Source organism: Pontibacillus chungwhensis (assembly GCF_030166655.1).
Lineage (GTDB): Bacteria > Bacillota > Bacilli > Bacillales > BH030062 > Pontibacillus.
Window position 1 is genome coordinate 3,629,026 of record NZ_CP126446.1, and the last position, 21,667, is coordinate 3,650,692.

Consider the following 21,667-nt stretch of genomic DNA (forward strand, 5'->3'; position numbering starts at 1 on the left):
CTTTCTGTTATTAATGGTCATATTCCTTTATCCTTCCGTAAATTGGAAGGGAGAAAAGAGGGAATCAAAATCCCCTCTGTCCTTACTGATCCAAAACGAGTGAAAATACCTTTCGCGGTCTTCCTCGCTCTCCAGATTGAGCCTCGCCGCTTTGCTGAACGAGCCCCACTTTCTCCATTTCACTCAAAATCCTTCGCCCATTTCGCTCTGTACTCTGAAGCCAACGGGATAGATCCTGAGAGGTAAACGTTGTCCGCTCATAATGATGAGCGTACGATATAATCTTCGAGACCACTCCTGGACTAAGGGCAGCATCCTTAATCTTATCGGCCCACTCTCCAGCTCCTACCGTTTGATAAGAAATCGCCGCTTCCTGCTGCTTCAGCGTAATCGACTGGTACTCATCCACTATGAGAAGAGTCGGCTCATCAAATGTTTTATAATTTCGGAAGCCGAAGCGTACGTTTTGCTCTGCCTGAGAAACCGTCTCCCCAAAGCCAATGGCGATGTTCACCTGACTGGAGGTCTGCATTTCGGCATTTTGGATAAGGCTGAATAACTCCTCCTCAACCTCTGTCCACATCTGCCCCCTCGTTGTGAAGATAAAGAAGACCCCGTCCCCAATCTGCATCAGGGAACCACTCGTTTTCTCCGCAATTCGGAGGAGGAAGCGTCTGAGATCTAACTCCTGGTGCTTCATCCGGAAAGAATACTGAAGTTCTTCCCGTTGTTTCACTTCGAAGTCGACGCGACACCCGATCACAGCGACCTGTGCATTACGCAGTCGCTTTGACTGAGCCCGTTCTTCTAAGAATTGAAGAATGAGCTTAATCGATAAATAAGATGGCGTCACCCGGAAAACCGGTACTCCTAACGCTTTTAGCTGCCTGTACACCGTTTTGATCGATGTAATCGCAACCTCCGCTTTCCCTTCCTTATAAAGGTTGGAGTGGAAGTCCACCAATTCATTAGAATACTGATAACCCTCAAAGGGGTGGTTGTAATAGGTAAGCGACTGAAGGTCATAGTAGGAGAGAATCTTTTCGATTTCGTCGTCTGTAATGGTATCGATACTTACCTTCTCAAAAACTTTCTTACTCGTTAGCTGTGCTTCAAGTAAAATACCGAAGAAACTCGAACCGTGAAGGGGAGGATAACTCCCTTCTTCTGGTGTGATTAAGTTTTTCTCATAAGCATATGTGTAATTAAGGATTCCGGAGAAGAACCATTGATCCACCTCATATCGATGAGCGGAGAGAATGTCTTCTATATCCGATAAATCGTCGTACGTATAGGAAGCGACTTCTATGTCCTTAAATTCATCCGTTACATAAAGAATTTGTTCAAGGGAGTCCTGCGGTGCTATGACTCCGATCTTGGTTTTCATGTACATCACCTGTCTTCTGTCTTAAATATTCAGCTATGATTCGACTTCCTTTTTCTAAATCTGCCACTGAGGCATATTCTGCAGGATGATGACTAATCCCTTCTTTACAAGGAATGAAAATTAGACCAGAGGGCCATCTTACCGCCATATTCATCACATCGTGACCCGCTCCGCTATCCATCTGGATTGCTTCATATGATAGAGACTCACAAATGTCTACTAGATGTTTTTGCATCGTTTCATCCAATGCGACAGAATCGTTATCCACCAGGGTCTCAACCTCGATCTGAACATTCCGATCAATAGCAATCTGACCACATCGCTTACGAATATCTTCTGCCAATTGTCGTTTGGCCTCATCGTTTACGCTTCGTATATCAATACCAAGCTCGACTTCACCTGGTATGACGTTCATCGCATTCGGCCCAATCGCTACGGTGCTCACGGTAGCCACAAGGCGTTTCTCTAAAGCTTCATTTCGCCGGAGCGCCTCTTCCTCAACATAAGAGATAAGAGGAGCAATGGAAGCCAAGGCGTCCTGCCTTTTAGGCATCGGGGTGGTCCCGGTGTGGTTGGCCATCCCTCTCACGGTAACCTTCAAACGGATCGGACAAGCAATGCCTCGCACAATCCCTACTTCCGCCTGATGATCTTCTATCTCCGTACCCTGTTCTATATGAAGCTCAAGGAAACTTTCAAGACCTTCATCTGGCACATAAGCCTGATCAGCCGTATCCCAATCTAACCCGAAGGATTCGAAAACCTCACGGATCGTCTGACCCTCTCGGTCTGGAATGTCAGCAAGATCTTCTTGATCAAGGAGTCCTGTGATGGCTTTACTGCCAATCGTCGAGACTCCAAAGCGCGCGGATTCTTCAGAAGCGAAACAGATCACGGCTATGTTCTTCGTTGGAACAACGCCTTCATCTTTCATCAATTTAATGGCCGCTAAGCCCGTCAGCACACCAGCGGCTCCATCATAGCCACCGCCATTGTATACTGTATCGAGATGAGAACCGACTCCAACCGCCTGAGCCCCGTCTGCTACGTGCCACATTGCCCATTGATTCCCGGCCTCATCCTGCTTCACTTCAAGACCAAGTTCAGTAACCACTTCACGAAAAGCCTGGTGAGCTTCCCCTTCTTCAGGACTATAACTGAGCCTTGAGAACCCATCTGCCGGATTCATATCAGTCGTTCGATTCAATCGTCGTAACGTTTCGTCTAGCCACTTTTGCATCTCCAGTCCCTCCTTTTGCAATAGTGATATACATATCCAATGCAACCGCAAGAGCGCCTTCGTCGAAATCAAAAGACGGATGGTGATGCCCAGCAGCTAGTGGAGTCCCAAAGAGCATGTACGTCGCAATGCCATCATGCCCCTTCACTTCATTCACCATAAAGCTCGCATCTTCAGACCCAGATACAGACACAACCGGAATAATTTCTTCAATAACCGGACTATCTCTTCCCCACTCTTTAATCCATTCAACCGCTTCTTCGCTACAGCTGAAAGAGGACGTTTCGCCAACTTCATCGATCTCACAAGAGACATCATATAAATCGGCAACAGACCGAATCATACGAGTCGCTTCGTCATGAACAAAACAATGTACCTCGTGATTCTCACCTCTTGTCTCAAGCTCCAAATAGCCATGATCCGCAATGACGTTTCGGCCGCTACCTGCCTCTAATCTGCCAACGTTCACACGACTTGCGCCTCCGCTATGTCTTGGAATCGCATAAAGCTGCGTCGAGGCGGTCGCCGCAGCCAGTAATGCATTACGTCCTTCTTCCGGCTTCATACCAGCATGTGCGGAACGCCCTTTATAGGTCACATTCATTTTTGATGATGCGAGGAAGCCCTTAACAGAAGCTCCCACCGTTCCAACCGGCATGGAATGAATGCCAATGTGACCGGTATAGAATTCATCTACATTATGAAGCCAGCCCTGATCTGTCATCGCTTTTGCCCCTCGTCCACCTTCTTCAGCTGGTTGAAAAAGAAGCGTCAACTTCCCTGACAAAGCATCCTGTTCTCGGCTGATAAAATGAGCAAGAGCAACACCTATTGCCGTATGTCCATCATGACCACAGGCATGCATCACGCCATCTACTTTCGAGTGAAACCCTTTATGGAACGGTATATGAGAAGGATCCTTCGTCTCATTAATCGGAAGAGCATCGATATCGAATCGAAACGCTTTGTGAGGACCAGGTCTTCCTGTCTCCCATGTGGCGACAAGACCGGTATGGCCTCCCTTCATCGCGTTAAGCCACTCTTCTTCAACGCCCCATTCTCTCGCAGCTTGTTCCTGCTTATGTAAAATGGATTCTCTCGGAACCCCTTTTCGTGATTCAGAACTAAGGGCTTCTTTTCCAAGGAAAACCGTAAACCCGAGCGCCTCTAATTCTTTCCCGACCCGGTACGTCGTCACATACTCTGTAAAACCAAGCTCCGGATACTCATGAAGAGCACGGCGCCAATCCACAAGAATGGAGTTCAGCGGTGCGTTACTCACTGCCTCCACCTCCTTGAAGGGTTAAAAGCGTATCGTACGCAATTTGAGCCATTGTGGCACTGCCACCTGGGAGTGCTTTCTCATTTAACATAAACTTCGGATCGTGAAGTCCCATTTGATCTTCTTCTGATTCAATTCGCGTCCCGAGCCAGATGAACGCTCCGGGGTAACGTTCTAGGAATCTGGAGAAATCCTCTCCTGCAAGAACCGGCTGAACCTCCGGTGTAGAATCTTCGCCAAGCACCGTTCTCGCTGATCCTCTCGCCACTTCGGCCCATTCCGGTGTATTAATCGTGGATGGATAGCCATCTAAATACTCGATCTCTACGCTACCTTCAAACGCTTCTGCTACATTCTCTACAATCTTATGGAAACGATGCTTCACGCGTTCTTTAATCGCTGGCTTGTACGTTCGAACCGTTCCTTCAAGCGTCACTTTGTCTGCAATGACATTGTGCGCATAGCCACCGTGAATACTACCAACAGTCACAACAGCTGACTCAATCGGATCCACGTTTCGGCTGACGATGGTCTGGAGACTTGTGATGATTTGATTCGCCATAATAATCGCGTCATTCCCGTCTTGTGGCATACTCGCATGCCCGCCTTTCCCTTTTACGGAAATCGTAAAGCGATCAGAAGCTCCCATCATTTCCTGATCCCGAATCCCAACCTGTCCAACCGGAAGCGTCGGCCAAACATGTTGTCCGTAAATCACATCTGGTTCGTATTGTTCAAATACGCCATCATCCAACATCGGCCCCGCTCCGCCTGTGGGTGAATTCTCTTCAGCTGGCTGGAATACTAAAAGGACCGTTCCAGCTAACTGTTCCTTCAATTGATTTAATGCGTACCCAGTCCCTAAAAGCATAGACGTATGGGCATCGTGTCCACAGGCATGCATAACGCCATCGACCTCAGAACGATAGTCCACTTCCGCCTGTTCCGTAATCGGCAACGCGTCCATGTCCGCTCGCAGCGCCACCGTACCACCAGGTTGTTCCCCTTTGATGATCCCAAGCACGCCCGTGTCCGCAAATCCTTTCTCAAAAGGAATACCATACTCCGTCAGCTTCTCCTGAACAAAGCGCGATGTGTTCCACTCTTCCCCGCTACGCTCCGGGTATTGGTGCAAATATCGGCGAAAAGCAACAATATCGTTTTCTACCGGTTTAATAAGTTCTCGAAATGCATCTTTCAAACGACCACTCCTTAATAAAGGACATATTCCTTAAATGTTCCTTAATTAAATCTTAGTGTTACTATACTTTAAAGATCGAGATCTGTCTAGGGTAAATTTAGAAAGATTCAGATTTCTTTGTTCACTGTATGAGGACAACTTGAGCGCTCGACTTGTCTTTTTAAGATTGGAAATTCCAGAATTTGATTCTTCTTTTCAGCTGTATATTCTTTACAACAGTCGTTCGTGAAGCGCTTTCATGAGTTAGTGTCTTCTATTTAGTTGCTTTACCTAACGTTTTAGGACTGTTTTGGTTTGTCTTTCTGATATGGTAATAATAGCTACATGTGTGTTTGGGAAATTTGTTGGGATTGGGGTGGTGGGACTGGGGGACAGGTTCATTGTCCCGCGGGACCAGGGGTCTGGTCCCTTGTCCCGCTTTGGGATTGAGGGACAGGTTCATTGTCCCACGGGACCAGGGGTCTGGTCCCGTGTCCCGCTTCAAAGGCAAACTCCATTTACAATAGTTAATAACGAGACGTTAGGACATCCATTTAATCCCATAAAAATTGTTAACTCTTAATATTTTACAATATAATACATTCGAGAGGTTTGAAGGTTGAAAATCGGGTATATAGAACTTAAGGCTTACCATGCAATAAATGAGTCATCTAATAGAACTATCAAAAAATAGTAAAATTTGCACATTGAGGACCACATTTGGATTGTAATGTAAAATTTTTAATGATTAAATTAGGATAATTATTAGAGGATGGAGGTGTAATATAGGGAGAAAAAAATACCAGATCGAGGCGGTGGTTCACTTGAAGCAACTGACTAGAAATTTAAAAGAGGGAGACCTTATTTCTCAGGATGTGTCAGTCGGGGAAAAGTTGATTCTAAAAAAAGGTACAAAAATGACGCTCAATATTCAGGAAAGACTCAAAAAATGGGGCGTTGAGGAGGTTCAAATTCAGACAGCTGAAGAACCTGTACATAATGAACAACCAAACAAGAAAATACTTTCCGAAAATCCAACAAGATATGAATCGTTATTCCAAGAAAGCCTATCTACCGTATACTCAGAAAACAGATACGGCGTGGCACTCCATGCCAAAACCACGATCCACCGGCTTAAAGAGCTGTTTATTAAAGTAATGACCCACTCCCCTTTAAGCAGTAAACTTATGCAATTAAAGAAGAAAGATCCTCACTCCTTCCACCACTCCTTTGACGTATTTGTCTTTGGCGCTATTTTTAGCGATTATTTAAAGACTGGGGATCAGGAAGACTTTGCTACGTCCTGTCTATTTCATGACATTGGTAAGCTGGATGTGCCAGATACCATATTACTGAAAGAGTCAAAACTCACCTTTAAAGAATACGAGATGATTAAAGAACACACCATCAACGGAGAAGACACGCTAAGAGACCATAACGCTTCTTTATTAAGCCAAAAAATGGCTCGTTCCCACCACGAAAGACTAGACGGTTCCGGCTATCCCGACGGTTTCGAACATCTTTCTGACCCAGAGAAAATAATCGGCATCATCGATGTCTATTCCGCACTAACCTTAGATCGCGTGTACCGTTCAGCCAAGCCATCTGTAGAGGCACTCGAGATCATTCTCGAATCGAAATCACAATTCGATCCTCAGTTGGTCTACCGATTTATGAACATGCTGAAGATCTACCCACTCCACACGCGCGTTTTAACCTCAACAAACGAAAGAGCGCACATTATTTATGTGTCTGACAAACAACCCTTAACACCCATTATTCAATTCGAAAACACGGACACCGTAAAACAAATCCCTCATAATTTCTCCCTGTCCATCTCTAGATTCCTTGGATGGAAAGAAGATTATATTAGAGAGAGAAAAGAATCAAATTGGGCGCTTTATATGAAAAGCCTCTTTAATGCTGACAAGAGAATGGCCGAGTATCAATTTTATAAGCTGATTGATGACTTAAGAATGGAGAATATCTATACAGAAGTGTTCGCCGCTTCCATGAAAGAAGTCGGTCAGATGTATGCTGAAGGCAAGATATCCATTGCAGAAGAACACGTAGCTACCTATATGACGAAGGAACTTATGAAGAGCTTCACTCAGGAAAAAGGGAAAGAAGGAAATCAACAGGGAAAAGTCCTCTTAACCACAGTAGGAAAAGAAGGCCATAGCTTGCCTCTTGAACTATTTTCGGAAACGCTAAAGATCAATGGATGGGACACCTATAATTTCACCCCTTCCATTCCGATTAATGAACTGATCCATTTTGCCAAAATAAACGAGATAGCGTTTATCGGTTTCTCTATAATTATGAAAGACAACATCCCTCAACTAGAATCAGATCTACACCTCATAAAGACCGCCCTTCCATCCGTTAAGATTCTGGTCGGCGGCCCTCAAATAGATGAGGTTTCTCATGAGAACGTCGACGGTTTTGCGAAAGATGCTACGACGGGGCTTAGGGTTATAACGGAGTTGAGGGGATGAGCTGGGATTGTGGGATGCGGGGACAGGTTCCTCGTCCCGCGGGACCGGGGGTCTGGTCCCTTGTCCCGCTTCTGCTCTCTTACATTAATAGGAGGAGAGAGGCATTTATCACTCTTTTTTTCTTCAAAGTTCTCTATCTTCCTCTTCTTACATTCCTGCCATACTCTTCTACCAAATCAATAGCTAGCCTTCGCTGTTCTGCGGGAACTTCAATAATAACCTCACATTCAAAGTAACCAAATTCAAATATGTTTCTTTTATTATACGGAATGGAATAGTAGGGAGTTAGGTGGTTGTTTTTCAAAAGCCAGTACAGCTCCTGGGCTTTTCCGATCTCTTTTTCAGTACTACGAAAGATCACCGAAAGCTCATCCTTCTTCTCAAACACATAGAGATAAACCGCTAGCACCACACACAACGTCAGTAATACGGCATTTAACACCCTGACTCACCATCTTTCTTTTGAACTCTCTCTTTATAATAGTAATTAGGTACATGATTAACGTTTTCGAGAAGGCTTACACGTCAAATTGAGAAAGTTTTCGGGACTGGGGGACAGGTTTCTCGTCCCGCGGGCCCGGGGGTCTGGTACCTCGTCCCACTTGAGATGCGCCCCCTCCTCTCCATCTGTTACCTTTTACGAGAGTTATTGCTCTAAAAAGTCACAGAGGAGAACCATCTACGACCTTTTGATAAGATGGCAGCGTTAAAAGGTCACATATAGAGGCGATCTGTTACCTTTCTCTCTCAAACATCAGCCAAAAGGTAAGAGATTCGATCTATCTGTGACCTTTTTGAGATTTTTACCTAGAAAAATGTCATAGATTCTTGGTCTTGATCTACTGGGAGGGAGAGCGATGGAACCTTGCCCTGGCCCATAAGACTCACAAACCAGTCCGTTCCTTCAACTTTCTTCGAATCTCTTTGTTTTTCTCAATTTCCTTTTTCATAAGGACTATAAGATCTTCTTCAATTACCTTTTCAATTTCCTTGTAGCGTTTGGAAATAGTTGTTGAGGATCCACCATATTTTTCTCCTAACCCTTTTAGGGTCATGCGCATTCCACCAAGAACCTTTAGAGTGATATATTCGATGGAGGCTGCGTAATTAGCTGGCTTTTTGATATCTGGATTTTTCTTATCGCAATATTTTCTCCACAAGAATAAAGCGGTGTACTCAAAATTCTCTGGGTACTCTTCCCCTGCTGCAATCCCTTGGCTGATACGATCCGCTACTTCTTTAAACTGCTCGTTCTCCCATTCGAATTCAGGAACGGTAGACTTCGCTCCCGTACCACTTGGAGATCCGCAACACTTTTTATATTTCTCCCCGCTCCCACAAGGGCATGGTTCATTTCTTCCAATTTTACTCATAGTGTATCGTTCTCCTTTGTTCGTTTTTCCTCTGCAAGTATTAAGGGACAGGTTCCTCGTGCCACGGGCCCAGGGGTCTGGTCCCCCGTCCCAAAATTCATGCTCCTTTTCTCCATTTTAACCACTCAAGATGCAACAAAACTACTCGACCTCAAACCTACAGCGCAAAACGCCACAACACAACGCTCCACACAAAAACCCCCCTCTTGATCAAACGTTTGATCAAGAGAGGGATATCCGTTGTAATGCCTTTATTTACGCTGCTTCTGATGTTTCGTCTTTTCCACCGCGTGTCTTCCAGCTGATAAAGAAGCCGATTGCTAGAAGAGCGAACGTGCTGATGACAAAGAGAAGTTTTGATTCCATCAGGCTGATTAGATTTCCTAGGATGATCCCGACTGTACCGAAGTCAGCGTCACCGAATGTTGTTCCTTCAAATCCTAGTGAGCCTAGTACCGGTAGTAGAAGAGCCGGAAGGAAACTGATGATCGCACCGTTTGCGAATGAACCGACAACTGCTCCTCGGCGGCCACCTGTTGCGTTACCGAACACGCCGGCTGCTGCTCCTGTGAAGAAGTGAGGAACAAGACCTGGAACGATGACCTTAAGGCCAAAGATCGGTAGTAGGAACATGCTTAGTAGTCCTGCTACGAAACTTGTTAAGAAACCGATGATTACAGCGTTACTCGCAAATGGGAAAACCGCTGGAGCATCAAGAGCTGGCTTGGCATTTGGAACCACTTTATCTGCGATTCCTTTAAATGCTGGAACGATTTCAGCAAGTAACATGCGCACACCTGCTAGAATGATATAAACGCCTGCTGCGAATGTTAGACCTTGCATAAAGGAGAAGACTAAGAAGTTCTGCCCTCCGCTTAATTCTGTTTCAATGAAAGCAGGTCCTGCAAATGCTGCAACAACGAAGAACAAGATGACCATCGTCAAGGATACGGACACGGATGTGTCACGAAGGAATCCTAGAGATTTTGGAACTTTAATTTCTTCTGTTGATTTAGAATTCTTACCAATGCGCTTTCCGATGAAAGCAGAAACAAAGTATCCTGTAGAACCGAAGTGACCTACGGCAAAATCGTCTGAACCTGTGATCTCTCTCGTATAAGGTTGCAGAATTGCCGGGAAAAGTACCATTAGGGAACCAAGAATAATAGATCCGATAATAACAAGAGATGCACCTGATAAGCCGCCTTGCGAAAGGATAACTCCGATTAGGCAGGCCATAAACATCGTGTGGTGACCCGTAAGGAAAATGTACTTAAATGGCGAAAAACGAGCGATTAAAATGTTCGCTACCATTCCAAATAACATGATCATGGCTGTCTCTGTACCAAAGCTTTGCTGAGCCATAGCTACAATCGCTTCATTATTTGGAATGACTCCATTCACACTGAATGCATGGTCAAACATAGCGCTAAATTTCGTTAATGATTGAATTAGAACCTCTGCACCAGCACCCAGGATAACAAATCCCATGATCGTCTTTAGCGTTCCTGATAACGTATCAGCGAAATTCTTACGCTGAGCTACCAGACCAACGAGGGCGAACAGCCCGACCAGGATGGCGGGCGTTCCCAGAATGTCTTTCATAATTAAATCGATCATAATGTCTTCCCTCCTCTTGATTGCCTGACTTTAGATATTTTGCTCTAAAGCTTCTCTAAGTTCGTTCTTGTCCATTAAGTTCTTAAGCTGAACAACATTCTTGCTGCCGTCGTCTAAGCTGCCAACAATGTCTTCAGAACCAAGGTATAGGTCTGCTTGCTCTGATTTTGCAGAAGATAGGTCTGTGTGAGATACTTCTGCTTCTTTGTTAAGATCTTTCAAAATGCTTTTTACGTTCATTTCTACAATCATGCTGCTTCCTAATCCGTTACCACATACGACTAATACTTTTTTCATTCTAAATCCCTCCAAATTTTTTATACGTGCGAGTAGTTATTTACTAAGCTTAATACATCTTCTGTCGTGCTAGCGTTTAAGAGTTGTTCCATATTCTCCGGCTCAGACAGCATCGTTGTAAGCTGAGACAGAGCGGTTAAATGCGTTTCGTTATCGATTGCGGCTAACACAATAATAAGGTTGGCCTTGTGTTTCTCCTGATCAGAGAACGCAACCGGTTCGTCTACCTTGAGTAAGCTCATCCCAAGCTGCTCAACTCCCGCTTCCGGGCGAGCATGAGGAATCGCAATCTTTGGCGCAATGACAATATAAGGTCCTAATTCATTCACAGTATCAATCATGGCATCCACGTAGCGCTGTTCGATCTTCCCTGTTGCCAGTAGCGGCTGTGATGCTTTCGTAATCGCATCTTCCCAGGACGGGACAGATGGTTCAAACTGAATCGTTTCTGATGTAAGCAATTCGTTTAACATAGGTTTGTAAGGCTCCTTTATCGAAAAGGTCTGATTGGCTTGATAGGACATAAGCTGCTGCTTTAACGCATCTTCATCATGGACGGTCGCATGCTGCTTAATCATCGCTATCAGCTCATCTGTCTGGTCCAGTTCCGCCGATGGTTCCTGAAGCCTGTGGTTCAACTGCTTCAGCACATATTCCTTATCCACATCTTGCAAAAGAGCGGGAACGTGAATGACAGGTGTTTCTTTTTCTTTTAAGAAATTCGTTGCAAAAATCACATCGGCTCGTAGCTTGGTTTGCTGATACTCGCGGAAAGAGAGCGTGGCGATTACATCAATCCCTGTCATCATCGCCTCTAGCTGAGCTTTCAGCATATTGGATGTACCGATGCCATTTTCACACACAATAATCGCTTTATACTTCTTCTCAATCGTGCGGTCTTCCTTCGAGAGCCACCCTCCAAAGTGCATCGCGATATACGCAATTTCCTCATCTGGAATCGGCTTCTCCATATAGCGCTCAAGGTGAATGATCGAGCGCTTGGTCAATTTAAAGATCTCCTGGTAATGGGCTTGAATATGTTCAGATAGCTCATTATTTGAAGGAACATCGTATTTCAACCGATAATAAACCGGTTTCAAATGAAGCAATAAGTTCGCTTCCAGTTGCTCCCGATCTTCGAATAACACACAGGAGTAAATCTGAAAATCATCAACCATATCGTGAATCACTCGCTTCAATCCAGGCGCCTCAGGGTCCTCGTAAGGAGACGATGGCGGTTCCTGATGAACTTTTGAGCTTAGTAGATTCATAGCTAGAAAAGCTGTTTCATCTTCTGAAAAAACGTTATAGCCTTCTGCTCTGAGATGTTCGTTAATAAGATGAGCCGCTGTATAGGCTTTTGTCTTCTGAATCGCGTTTCGCTCGTCTTCATCTAACTGAATCTGCTTTTCATTCTTCACTCGTTCGATTGAAATGATCATTTGCATGGACAAAACCGTGATCATTTCATCTGTGAAAACGATCCCAAGCTCCTTCTCCGTTTCATAAAGCACCTTTTTAATAAAGGCCATGGAATCCGACTTATCGAATGAGGCAGGCAACAAAATTTGAAAAGCTTCCTCTCGTACCCCCTGCCACTTCTCATCGGTCTTCACTGAAACCAAGATGTGAGAAAGAAGCTGACGTTTGTGCAACTCTGCTCCTTCAAGGAAGTAACCATGACTTCTTGAATACTGCAGATCAAGTCGATGTTTCTTAAAGTATTCTTTAATTCCATCTAAATCCTTAATAATGCTTCCCCGACTCATTTGCGTATGTTCCATTAGATCCTTCATACGAATGTCGGCTGTATCGTTCAGCAAGTAGAGAGTTAAAAGAACTTTCCTCTCCTCCCGTGATAACCGGTAATCCCAGCGATCAGAGAGCTGAATCTTTTCGGGTAGCTGCATTTGCGTTTCAGTAGTAAGGAAAAATCCCTTCCCCCTATGACGCTGCACTTCCTCAAGCTCGTTATCTTCGAGCCAATCATTAATTTGTTGAATATCGTAATAGACTGTCCGGGCCGAAACACCGATCTTCTTCTGTAACCACTTGGTCGAAATCGGCGTATCCGATTGGTACAGCTGTGTGAGTAAATACGTTCTTCTCTTATCTAAAACCATGTCTCGCCCTCCACCTCCGGATGATGAAGTTTGCAAAATGATTATCCAAAGTCATCATGATGTTGAATATATTCTTAGTATAGAGTGTATTTCGTAGTTATGAAAGGGGTTTCAGTGTTTAACAAATGTAATAGAGAAGTTTGCAATTTTGCACAGAAGGTAGTAATGGGCCTGGGGGACAGGTTCCTCGTCCCGCGTGACAAGGGGTCTGGTCCGTTGTCCCCTTGTAGTCCGATGGCTTGGTTAACCAGACTTTTCTAGTTAAATGGAAAGAGTTGCTTGGTGGGAGTTGGGGATGGCGGTGGGTCTGGGATGGAGGGAGTGTGGGATGGAGGGACAGGTTCATTGTCCCACGGGACCAGGGGTCTGGTACCCTGTCCCGCTTCTTTGATGTTTTACTAGAGTTATAGCTCTAAAAAGTCACATAGAAGAACCATCATTTACATTTCATCCACATTAAAAACCTAAAAGGTCACAGAATAGGCTGTTCTACGACCTTTTAATCGTTATTACCATACAAAAGGTAACATAGACGCTCAATCAATGACCTTTTAAATGACTCTTAGTGGTAAAACGTCACAGAGTTCAGCGTACTCGCTCTCAATGCAAAAAACCCTTCTTCAGCAAGAAGGGCTTTCAGATAGAACTGCAAAAAATGGGACGAGGAACCTGTCCCTCAAATCCCGCTTCTCAAGTCCCCAACCGGACACGACCAATAACACTCTTAGATATACCCGTAACGCGGGAAAGCTGCCTATAGGTTACACCATCCAATTTTTTAAGCTGAGCCAGGATGCGGTTACGCTCTTCCCTTCCCATTTGCTGAAGCATTGTACTGTGAGGAACACCTAGCTTCACCATGCATTCCCTCACCTCGTGATCAGAAATTCGTTTGTCCTGAACCATTTCCAAGCAATGATCATCATTCTGTTCTTCCATGTGAGAAATATAGCGTATGAGAGCTGTCGAGTAGTCAGAGGAGTAGAGTGTCAGTCCCTTGCCTATATCTACAGGAGCAGAATGACCGAGGTAAGCTTGAAGACTTGTCCACTCGCTTTTCCATACGTTTTGAACGAGTCCAGCCTTCAAAGGGTTCTGGTGGATATACCTTATAACGGTAAGGAAATACTCATGATCGTGAACACATTCACTGAGGAAACGAGCCTGAAAAAGATGGCCAACTCTAGCATACTTCCTGTTATACCAGTATACATAACTTGAACTGATCCGTTTTAAGGTCAATGAGAAAGGCTCCATCCCTTCTTCGAACAAGAGATGGACATGATTATCCATAATGCAGTAGCCGTACAGTTTGAAATGGAAATGATTTTTGTAGTGTGTAAGGGTGGTGAGGAATTGTCGTTTGTCTTCAGGGTCTTCAAAAATCGTCTGCTGGTTAATGCCTCTTAGCATAACGTGATAAATCCCTGTTCGACTTTTTTCTCTTGGCTTTCTTGGCATTTGAGGACCTCCTTTAGTAGGAAGAAATGAGGGCTAACGTGGATATGAGGGGAGTCGTTCTTTCTTAAGTTTCTACGCCTTCTTGTAAAACCCTGCACAAAAAAAGAGAACAAACCTCTCTTCCCGGGGCCAGTATGGTAAAATAACTCCACACAAAAGGAGGGATTTTAATGGCTATACCATTTGTGAACCTTTTCCTATCAATGATTGCCATTGTCCTAGCGATCATGAGTTGGACAGGAAACGGGGATTGGTTTGGGTACATATCGGTCTTGTTAGGAGTTAGTTCTTTACTGAACGCGGTTAGTGACAAGAGAGAAAAGAAGCACAAAAAGATGATCCTTTCACTCGTTCTTGGCGCGATCTTAGTAGGACTTGGAGCTATAGAGATTGTTCTATAGATTGCCGTTTAAACTCAGCTTTCTAAAAAAATGAACCAGATGCCCCCTTCTTCCAAGAAGGGGGGGTTTTTTACGATTCACTAGAAGAGAAGAAAAGGGACAAGGAACCTGCCCCCAGTCCCGGGGGACGATGAACCTGTCCCCCAATCCCAACCACCAATCCCAATCCCAGCTAAACCGTTCCCGCCGCAGGGTCATGAACCCCGTGACGATAGAAGTCAGCATGAATCGGCTCAAGCGGCTTACGACCTAAGATAAGGTCGGCTGCTTTTTCAGCAAGCATCAGTACAGGCGCATGGATGTTGCCGTTTGTTACGTAAGGCATGGCGGACGCGTCAACCACTCGTAGGTTCTCAACGCCGTGTACCTTCATTGAATGTGGGTCGACAACTGACATCGGATCTGTAGCTGGTCCCATTTTCGCTGTACAAGAAGGGTGCAAAGCTGTTTCGGCATCTTCTTTTACCCACTCGAGGATCTCTTCGTCTGTTTGAACAGAAGGACCTGGTGAGATTTCTCCTCCATTATAGGTGTTCATACTTGGTTGAGCCATAATGTTTCGGGTTACTCTTACAGCTTCAATCCACTCACGTCGATCTTGTTCCGTGGAAAGGTAGTTGTACACCATGCTCGGGTGCTCTTTTGGATCTGTTGAACGGATCTTAAGGGAACCGCGTGCATCAGAGTACATCGGTCCAACGTGTACTTGGAATCCGTGTTTTGTTGCAGCTTTCTGGCCATCGTAACGGACCGCTACCGGAAGGAAATGATACATCAGGTTCGGGTAGTCCACGTCCTCATTCGAACGGACGAATCCTCCTCCTTCGAAGTGGTTCGTCGCCGCTGGACCGGTACGTCCGAACATCCACTGTAAACCGATCCAAGGCATGCGCGCCTTGTTTAAGTTCGGCTGCTCAGACACAGGCTCCGGGCATGTGTACTGGATGTATGCTTCAAGGTGGTCCTGAAGATTCTCCCCAACTCCCGGAAGGTCAACGACTGGCTTAATGCCAAGAGACATCAGGTGGTTCGCATCGCCTATACCTGAAAGCTGTAGCATTTGCGGCGTGTTAATCGCACCTCCAGAAAGGATGACTTCCCCAGCTTTTACTTGGTGAGTCTGTCCATTCCGAACATACGTCAGGCCTGTAGCTTTTTTCCCTTCGAAATCAATTTGCTTAACAAAAGCACGCGTTTTAACCGTTAAATTCTCACGATCCATCACAGGGTGCAGATAAGCGCGTGAAGCTGACATTCGTTGTCCTTTGTAGACGTGTTTATCAAACGGTCCGAATCCTTCTTGGCGGAATCCGTTCACATCAGGGGTTCTTGAATAACCTGCTTCAACACCGGAGTCAAAGAAAGCTTGGAATAAAGGATTCTTGGCAGGCCCGCGCTCTAATTTAATTGGACCGTCCTGGCCGCGCATCTCGTCATTTGGAGAAGCTAACGCATTCTCTAAGCGTTTGAAATATGGCAGGCAGTGGGCGAAATCCCACGTGTCCATTCCTTCATCTGCTCCCCAGCGCTCGTAATCTAATGGGTTACCACGCTGATAGATCATCCCGTTAATGGAACTTGAGCCACCAAGAACTTTTCCGCGGGCATGTTTAATGCGGCGTCCATTCATATGCGGTTCAGGGTCAGACTCGTACTTCCAATCATAAAGGCTTTTCCCAGCCGGAAACGGCAGAGCTGCCGGCATTTGGATTAGAAGGTCCCAGGAGTAGTCACTGCGGCCTGCTTCTAGAATAAGAACACTCTTCTTCCCGTCTTCACTTAGGCGGTTACCAAGCACGGAGCCTGCACTCCCGCCTCCAACAATTACAATGTCATATGATTCAGTCATATCTGTTCCTCCTTGATGAATTGGCGAAGAAAGGCTTCACGACGCCTTTCTTCATTTATAAAATGAATGCTTATAAAAGCTTGTCCATTTAGAACCAATTGATTGGTTCAGGGTTTAAGTTTTGGAAAATATGCTTTGTTTCCGTGTATTCTTCAAGACCTAATTTGCCTAGCTCGCGGCCGATACCAGACTGCTTGAATCCTCCCCACGGAGCATGAGGGAAATACAAGTTAAAGTCGTTGATCCACACTGTACCCATGCGCATCTTCGCAGCACAGCGTTCAGCTTTTCGTGTGTCATTCGTCCAAACTCCACCAGCAAGTCCGTAGATGGAGTCATTCGAAATTCTTACAGCTTCGTCTTCTTCAGTGAATTTCTCAACGGTGATAATCGGACCAAAGGCTTCTTCTTGCACAACCGTCATGTCTGATGTGCAGTCTGTGAAAATCGTTGGCAGGTAGAAGAATCCTTGCTGTAGCTCAGGATCGTCAGGACGTTTGCCGCCAACGGCTAACGTTGCCCCCTCGTTAACTCCTGCTTCTACATACTTCTCAACCTTCGCCAGGTGTTCAGCTGAAATAAGTGGTCCCATTTGCGTATCTTCATCAAATCCGCTGCCTAGCTTGAACTTCTTCACACGCTCAACAAGCGCTTGAACGAACTCGTCGTGAATGCTTTCTTCTACAATTAACCTAGTCCCAGCGGAACAAATTTGCCCTGCGTGGAAGAACACGCCGTTTAACGCTTGGTCGACAGCTGTTTCGAAATCCGCATCGGCAAAAATGATGTTCGGATTCTTCCCGCCAAGCTCAAGCGCAAGTTTCTTCACATTCGAACTTGCCGCTTGCATAATCTTTTTGCCGGTTACAATGCCACCTGTGAAGGAAATAAGATCGACATCTGTGTTGCTAGAAAGCTCTGCTCCAATCGTGCTTCCTGCACCAAGAACAAGGTTGGCCACACCCGCAGGTACGCCTGCCTCTTCAATGAGTTGGAAGACTTTGATCGTTGTTAGCGGTGTAATTTCACTCGGTTTCATAATGAGTGTGTTCCCCGTTGCAAGCGCCGGCGCTAATTTCCATGACGCCTGAAGTAAAGGATAATTCCAAGGCGTTATCTGTCCGCATACACCTACTGGTTCGCGAACGACTTTACTAATGGAGTTCGCTACCGGTGAATCGATCATCTCTCCACCATCTTTATCTGCAAGCTCCGCGTAATAACGGAAGACACCAGCGATATCCTCCATGTCCCCGCGACTCTCTTCTACCGTCTTTCCGGTATCTAATGATTCTAAGTAAGCAAGTTCCTCTTTATCTCGTTCAATAAATTCAGCAATCGTACGCACGATCGCGCCACGCTCTGTCGCAGGCGTCGACGCCCACTCTCCTTTATCAAAAGCAGCTCTCGCAGCAGCAATCGCTTCTTTTGCTTCAGTTTCATCTCCCTCAGGAACCGTTGCAATGACTTCCTGGTTATATGGATTCATGATTGTACGCGTATTCTCTGAATCCGCGCCAACCCATTTCCCATTTATATAATGTTGAAGCTGTAGTTTCAGATCCAATCCGATCCACTCCTTCGCATTGATTTTTGATTTATATTAAGTTTATTAAATATTTATTTAACGTTTTTAACGATAACACTATGATTAAACCTTGTCAAAATCTCTTCTCCAATACTAGAACTAGAAAGATAAGAAATTACTGGATTACCTATTCTAATAAGGATGGCGGATGTTTTTCTTTCCTGAAATTTACGATCAGCATTTGACATTTAATCTGAACGCGTTAACATAAAGTTCGTAAAGAATATTAGAATTTTTTTTAATAAAGATACTTTTGTTGAAGGAGCGACCCTATGAGTGAGTCAACCGAAAGACCAAAGCTCAAAATAGAAGAAGCAAAAGATAAAGTCATGGGCGCCATTGCAGAAACGATGGACCTATACGGGGTAACCCCGGCCGCTGCAAGCTTGTATGCAACCATGTACTTTGAAGATCAGATGACGCTTGATGAGATGCGCTCTGAGCTCGGCATGAGTAAGCCAAGTATGAGTACGAGCGTCCGCAAGCTTCAGGACATAGAAATGGTAAAGAAAACCTTCACCCGTGGTTCAAGAAAACACACCTATGTCGCAGAGAAAGATTTCTTCCAGTCCTTTATGGCGTTTTACTGTCAGATGTGGGAACGGGAAGTGAAAACAAATCTTGGAGCGATTGATTCAGCTCAGGAAGATTTTATAGAAGTTATGAAAGATTCGGAGAGCACACAAGAGATCGTCGCGAAGGCGAAGAAATACTACGATCAATTAGAAGAATCAAAAAAGTATTATCATTGGCTCGAGGAATTAGTTGAAAGCATCCGAAGCGGTGAGATCTTTGAATTCTTACCGAAAGATCAAACGGAATAAGAGGTGTGCGGGCAGCAACGTGTAAAGAAGCTGCCCCCTCTCTTCCCACCCACTCTTACATAGAAAAGAGCGGGATTCGTTTTGCATTTTTGTTAAGAAAATTCTTAATACATTTAACGTTAAATGTATTTAAGAAATAGATATCATTAAGAAAAGGGGAGTTTATCACCATGAAATCATGGAAAAAACAATGGAGCATGTTGCTTACAATCGTTATGATTACGGTACTCACAGCATGCGGAAGCACCAATGAAGCAGGTGGAGAAGAAGAAAGCAACAAGGAGCTCACGATCGGCCAAATCAGCTGGGCTGAAAACATCGCCGTCACGAATATGTGGAAGGTGATTTTAGAAGATAAAGGATATGAGGTAGAACTTGAGAACTTAAACATGGGAAGCACAATGGCAGCGTTAAAAAGCGGTGACCTGGATGCAAGTTTAGAAATTTGGTTACCTGTTCAGGATGCCAATTACTTAGAAAGCTATCAGGACACGGTCAATTTCTCCGATGCAACCTGGTATGACAACGCAAAAGTTGGACTTGTCGTCCCGGAATACTTGGACGAGGTAAACAGCATCGAAGACTTAAATGAGCACAAGGAAATGTTCGAAGGCAATATTGTCGGATTCGACCCAGGTGCCGGCACAATGGAAGTAACGGAACAATTAATCCAAGATTATGACCTTGATTACGTGCTTCAATCAAGCTCCGAACCAGCGATGTTAGCTGAAATTGGTGAAGCCGTGAAGAACGAAGAACCAATCGTAGCCCCACTTTGGAGTCCGCACTGGATCTTCTCCAAATACGATCTTAAATTCTTAGAAGATCCGAAGAAAACCTATGGCGGCGTAGAAAAAATTCACCACGCCACACGCCAAGGCTTCGCAGACGACCATCCAGAAGTGAGCGAATGGCTTAAGAACTGGAAGATGAATGACCAGCAAATTGGTGAACTAATTAATGTTGTCGAAAATAGTGAAGAACCAATCGACGGCGCCCGTGAATGGGTTGAGGAGAATGAAGAATTGATTGGGGAATGGGTGAAATAACTTGGGATTGGGGGACAGGTTCCTCGTCCCCCGGGACCAGGGGTCTGGTACCTTGTCCCGCTCTCTTACGTTTCACTAGTTTTATAGCTTGAAAAGGTCACAGATAGATTCTATCTGTGACCTTTTTTCTGGAATTAAGCCTTAAAAGGTCATAGAAGAGGTCGATCTGTGACCTTTTAAGGGTTGTAGCTTGTCAAAAGGTAATAGAGGGGCTTGATCTGTGACCTTTCAATCGGTTTTAGTTGTTAAAAGGTTACAGAAGGCCTCCTGAGAAACACCACCCCTATAAGCACGAAACCCTTATTTGTACCATGACGGATTAAGAAGGTTTTTGTGACGAATGACTGAAGAGAATTTATGCCCAGGGGCTGTCACCCTGATAAAGAACCTCTCATCCACCAAGATGGAAATACCCTCCAAGAGATAACGATCGTTAAAATCCCATTATTTACACATTTACCGCTACTTTGAACCTATGTAAAATAACTCATGCAGGAGGTGGAAACATTATGTTTTCTTATATACTTTTACTAATTTTAACTTGGGTGTTTGCTATAGGTCTGTTCAGCGCAGTCCATTCTGTATTAAATAGTAAAATAGAGAATGACGCTAGTACCGCCATTAAGGCTCTCGCACTCCCCGTTGCCATTTTAATTACTATAGCCACAACCGGCATAGTTTTTCACGGCACTTCTTTTCTACTATTCTTTGCTATGATTTTCGGAGTTACATTAAAGGGGCAAATGAAATTTTGGCGTCAGAAAAAAACTGTACATAGTCTCGAGGGCAAATAAAATGAAAATCCATAATTCTATTGCCTTAATCCTTAGTCTTGTTTTCGCGTTTAATTTTTACGATGTTAAGGGAAATGAAGCTTTGCTAATAGGCTTCATATTTTTCTTAATGTTACGTTTCATGATTAAAGAGCTCATTATTGTGATAAAAGAACGCACTAACCCACACAATGAGGTCGAGCATGAAGATGAAATGGATCTCAAGAGCTTCCTCAATTCGATAGAAGAACAAGTTGAAGAGGAAAAATTGAATGTCGTCCAAAGGGCAAGTAAGGCACAAAATACTTATCAACATAGTGCGTTAATGATGTTGGATCATTTAACCCTCGTCTATTTCCCCCTCCTATACGGAGTATTACATTATACAGAGGAATTAAATATAGATGAGCATCAAGCACTATCTATTAATCAAACGATTTGCAAACAGAGTTTAAATGAATGCAACTACATCCATAAGATTTTCCTTAGCTATTTTATTTATGAAAATCAAATAGATACTAGGGCAAAGGAGCATTTATTGTACCTTTTTAATATCTCTATTGTTGAATACGAGCGATACACAACAGAACCAACTGAAAAGATCATGGATATATTTGGGTTACCCGTTACGCCCTCTTTCAAAAAACTCGTAACTCTAGCATTGCAAAATCCATATCATTCGGGGCTAGGGGATAAGTTCATTATTCCAAGGGACTAAGCTA

At 44.5% G+C, this 21,667-nt stretch carries 18 protein-coding genes; 6 read left to right on the plus strand and 12 right to left on the minus strand.

Going from position 1 to position 21,667, the window contains the following annotated elements:
- Positions 1-82 precede the first annotated feature (82 nt).
- From QNI29_RS18585 to QNI29_RS18600, 4 genes are read right to left on the minus strand one after another with little or no spacing between them, the layout of a single operon-like run.
- On the minus strand, positions 83-1,387 hold the full coding sequence (locus QNI29_RS18585) for an ATP-binding protein (protein ID WP_231417907.1): 1,305 nt from the start codon (positions 1,385-1,387) through the stop codon (positions 83-85).
- Positions 1,344-2,627, minus strand: coding sequence for a M20 family metallo-hydrolase (locus tag QNI29_RS18590; RefSeq protein WP_231417906.1), 1,284 nt, complete (start codon positions 2,625-2,627; stop codon positions 1,344-1,346). The genes QNI29_RS18585 and QNI29_RS18590 overlap by 44 nt, the downstream gene beginning before the upstream one ends.
- Positions 2,578-3,909 carry an amidohydrolase gene (locus QNI29_RS18595; protein ID WP_231417905.1) on the minus strand — a complete coding sequence of 444 codons (1,332 nt, stop codon included), beginning with the start codon at positions 3,907-3,909 and terminating at the stop codon, positions 2,578-2,580. Before QNI29_RS18595 ends, QNI29_RS18590 begins: the two co-directional genes overlap by 50 nt.
- Complete coding sequence (locus tag QNI29_RS18600) at positions 3,902-5,110, minus strand: M20 metallopeptidase family protein (RefSeq protein ID WP_231417904.1); 1,209 nt, start codon at positions 5,108-5,110, stop codon at positions 3,902-3,904. Before QNI29_RS18600 ends, QNI29_RS18595 begins: the two co-directional genes overlap by 8 nt.
- Before the next feature lie 803 nt (positions 5,111-5,913).
- On the opposite strand from QNI29_RS18600, the gene QNI29_RS18605 reads away from it, so the two are divergent.
- A complete protein-coding gene (locus tag QNI29_RS18605; RefSeq protein WP_231417903.1) occupies positions 5,914-7,587 on the plus strand; it encodes an HD domain-containing phosphohydrolase in 1,674 nt (557 codons plus the stop codon).
- 133 nt (positions 7,588-7,720) lie between these two features.
- On the opposite strand, the gene QNI29_RS18610 is transcribed toward QNI29_RS18605, so the two are convergent.
- The 6 genes from QNI29_RS18610 to QNI29_RS18635 form a co-directional block, all read right to left on the minus strand.
- Positions 7,721-8,029, minus strand: coding sequence for a hypothetical protein (locus tag QNI29_RS18610; protein ID WP_231417902.1), 309 nt, complete (start codon positions 8,027-8,029; stop codon positions 7,721-7,723).
- A gap of 442 nt (positions 8,030-8,471) precedes the next feature.
- The gene (locus QNI29_RS18615) at positions 8,472-8,960 is read right to left on the minus strand and encodes an SEC-C metal-binding domain-containing protein (RefSeq protein ID WP_231417901.1); all 489 of its coding nucleotides are present in this window, start codon (positions 8,958-8,960) and stop codon (positions 8,472-8,474) included.
- Positions 8,961-9,215: 255 nt separating this feature from the next.
- On the minus strand, positions 9,216-10,580 hold the full coding sequence (locus QNI29_RS18620; RefSeq protein WP_231417900.1) for a PTS ascorbate transporter subunit IIC: 1,365 nt from the start codon (positions 10,578-10,580) through the stop codon (positions 9,216-9,218).
- A gap of 30 nt (positions 10,581-10,610) precedes the next feature.
- Positions 10,611-10,877, minus strand: a complete 267-nt coding sequence (locus QNI29_RS18625; protein WP_231417899.1) for a PTS sugar transporter subunit IIB — start codon at positions 10,875-10,877, stop codon at positions 10,611-10,613.
- Positions 10,878-10,897: 20 nt separating this feature from the next.
- Entirely contained in the window at positions 10,898-13,000 is a 2,103-nt protein-coding gene (locus QNI29_RS18630; protein ID WP_231417898.1) for a BglG family transcription antiterminator, read from the minus strand.
- A gap of 690 nt (positions 13,001-13,690) precedes the next feature.
- Positions 13,691-14,461 (minus strand): transposase, encoded by a 771-nt coding sequence (locus QNI29_RS18635; RefSeq protein WP_231417897.1) that lies wholly within the window; start codon positions 14,459-14,461, stop codon positions 13,691-13,693.
- A gap of 170 nt (positions 14,462-14,631) precedes the next feature.
- Here QNI29_RS18635 and QNI29_RS18640 point away from each other — a divergent pair, with 170 nt between their 5' ends.
- On the plus strand, positions 14,632-14,862 hold the full coding sequence (locus tag QNI29_RS18640; RefSeq protein WP_231417896.1) for a hypothetical protein: 231 nt from the start codon (positions 14,632-14,634) through the stop codon (positions 14,860-14,862).
- Positions 14,863-15,034: 172 nt separating this feature from the next.
- Here QNI29_RS18640 and betA read toward each other — a convergent pair whose 3' ends face one another.
- Both betA and betB read right to left on the minus strand, forming a co-directional pair.
- On the minus strand, positions 15,035-16,711 hold the full coding sequence (gene betA, locus QNI29_RS18645; protein WP_231417895.1) for a choline dehydrogenase: 1,677 nt from the start codon (positions 16,709-16,711) through the stop codon (positions 15,035-15,037).
- An 88-nt stretch (positions 16,712-16,799) separates the two neighbouring features.
- Positions 16,800-18,272: a betaine-aldehyde dehydrogenase gene (gene betB, locus QNI29_RS18650; protein WP_231417979.1), complete on the minus strand. Its 1,473-nt coding sequence runs from the start codon at positions 18,270-18,272 to the stop codon at positions 16,800-16,802.
- A 299-nt stretch (positions 18,273-18,571) separates the two neighbouring features.
- Between betB and cudC the strand changes: the two genes are divergently transcribed.
- From cudC to QNI29_RS18670, 4 genes are all read left to right on the plus strand, one after another.
- Complete coding sequence (cudC, locus tag QNI29_RS18655; protein ID WP_231417894.1) at positions 18,572-19,123, plus strand: choline uptake/conversion transcriptional regulator CudC; 552 nt, start codon at positions 18,572-18,574, stop codon at positions 19,121-19,123.
- Between the two features lie 170 nt (positions 19,124-19,293).
- Positions 19,294-20,172: a glycine betaine ABC transporter substrate-binding protein gene (locus tag QNI29_RS18660; protein WP_231417893.1), complete on the plus strand. Its 879-nt coding sequence runs from the start codon at positions 19,294-19,296 to the stop codon at positions 20,170-20,172.
- A gap of 509 nt (positions 20,173-20,681) precedes the next feature.
- Positions 20,682-20,966, plus strand: a complete 285-nt coding sequence (locus QNI29_RS18665; protein WP_231417892.1) for a hypothetical protein — start codon at positions 20,682-20,684, stop codon at positions 20,964-20,966.
- 109 nt (positions 20,967-21,075) lie between these two features.
- Positions 21,076-21,663, plus strand: coding sequence for a hypothetical protein (locus QNI29_RS18670; RefSeq protein ID WP_231417891.1), 588 nt, complete (start codon positions 21,076-21,078; stop codon positions 21,661-21,663).
- The last annotated feature ends 4 nt before the right edge of the window (positions 21,664-21,667 follow it).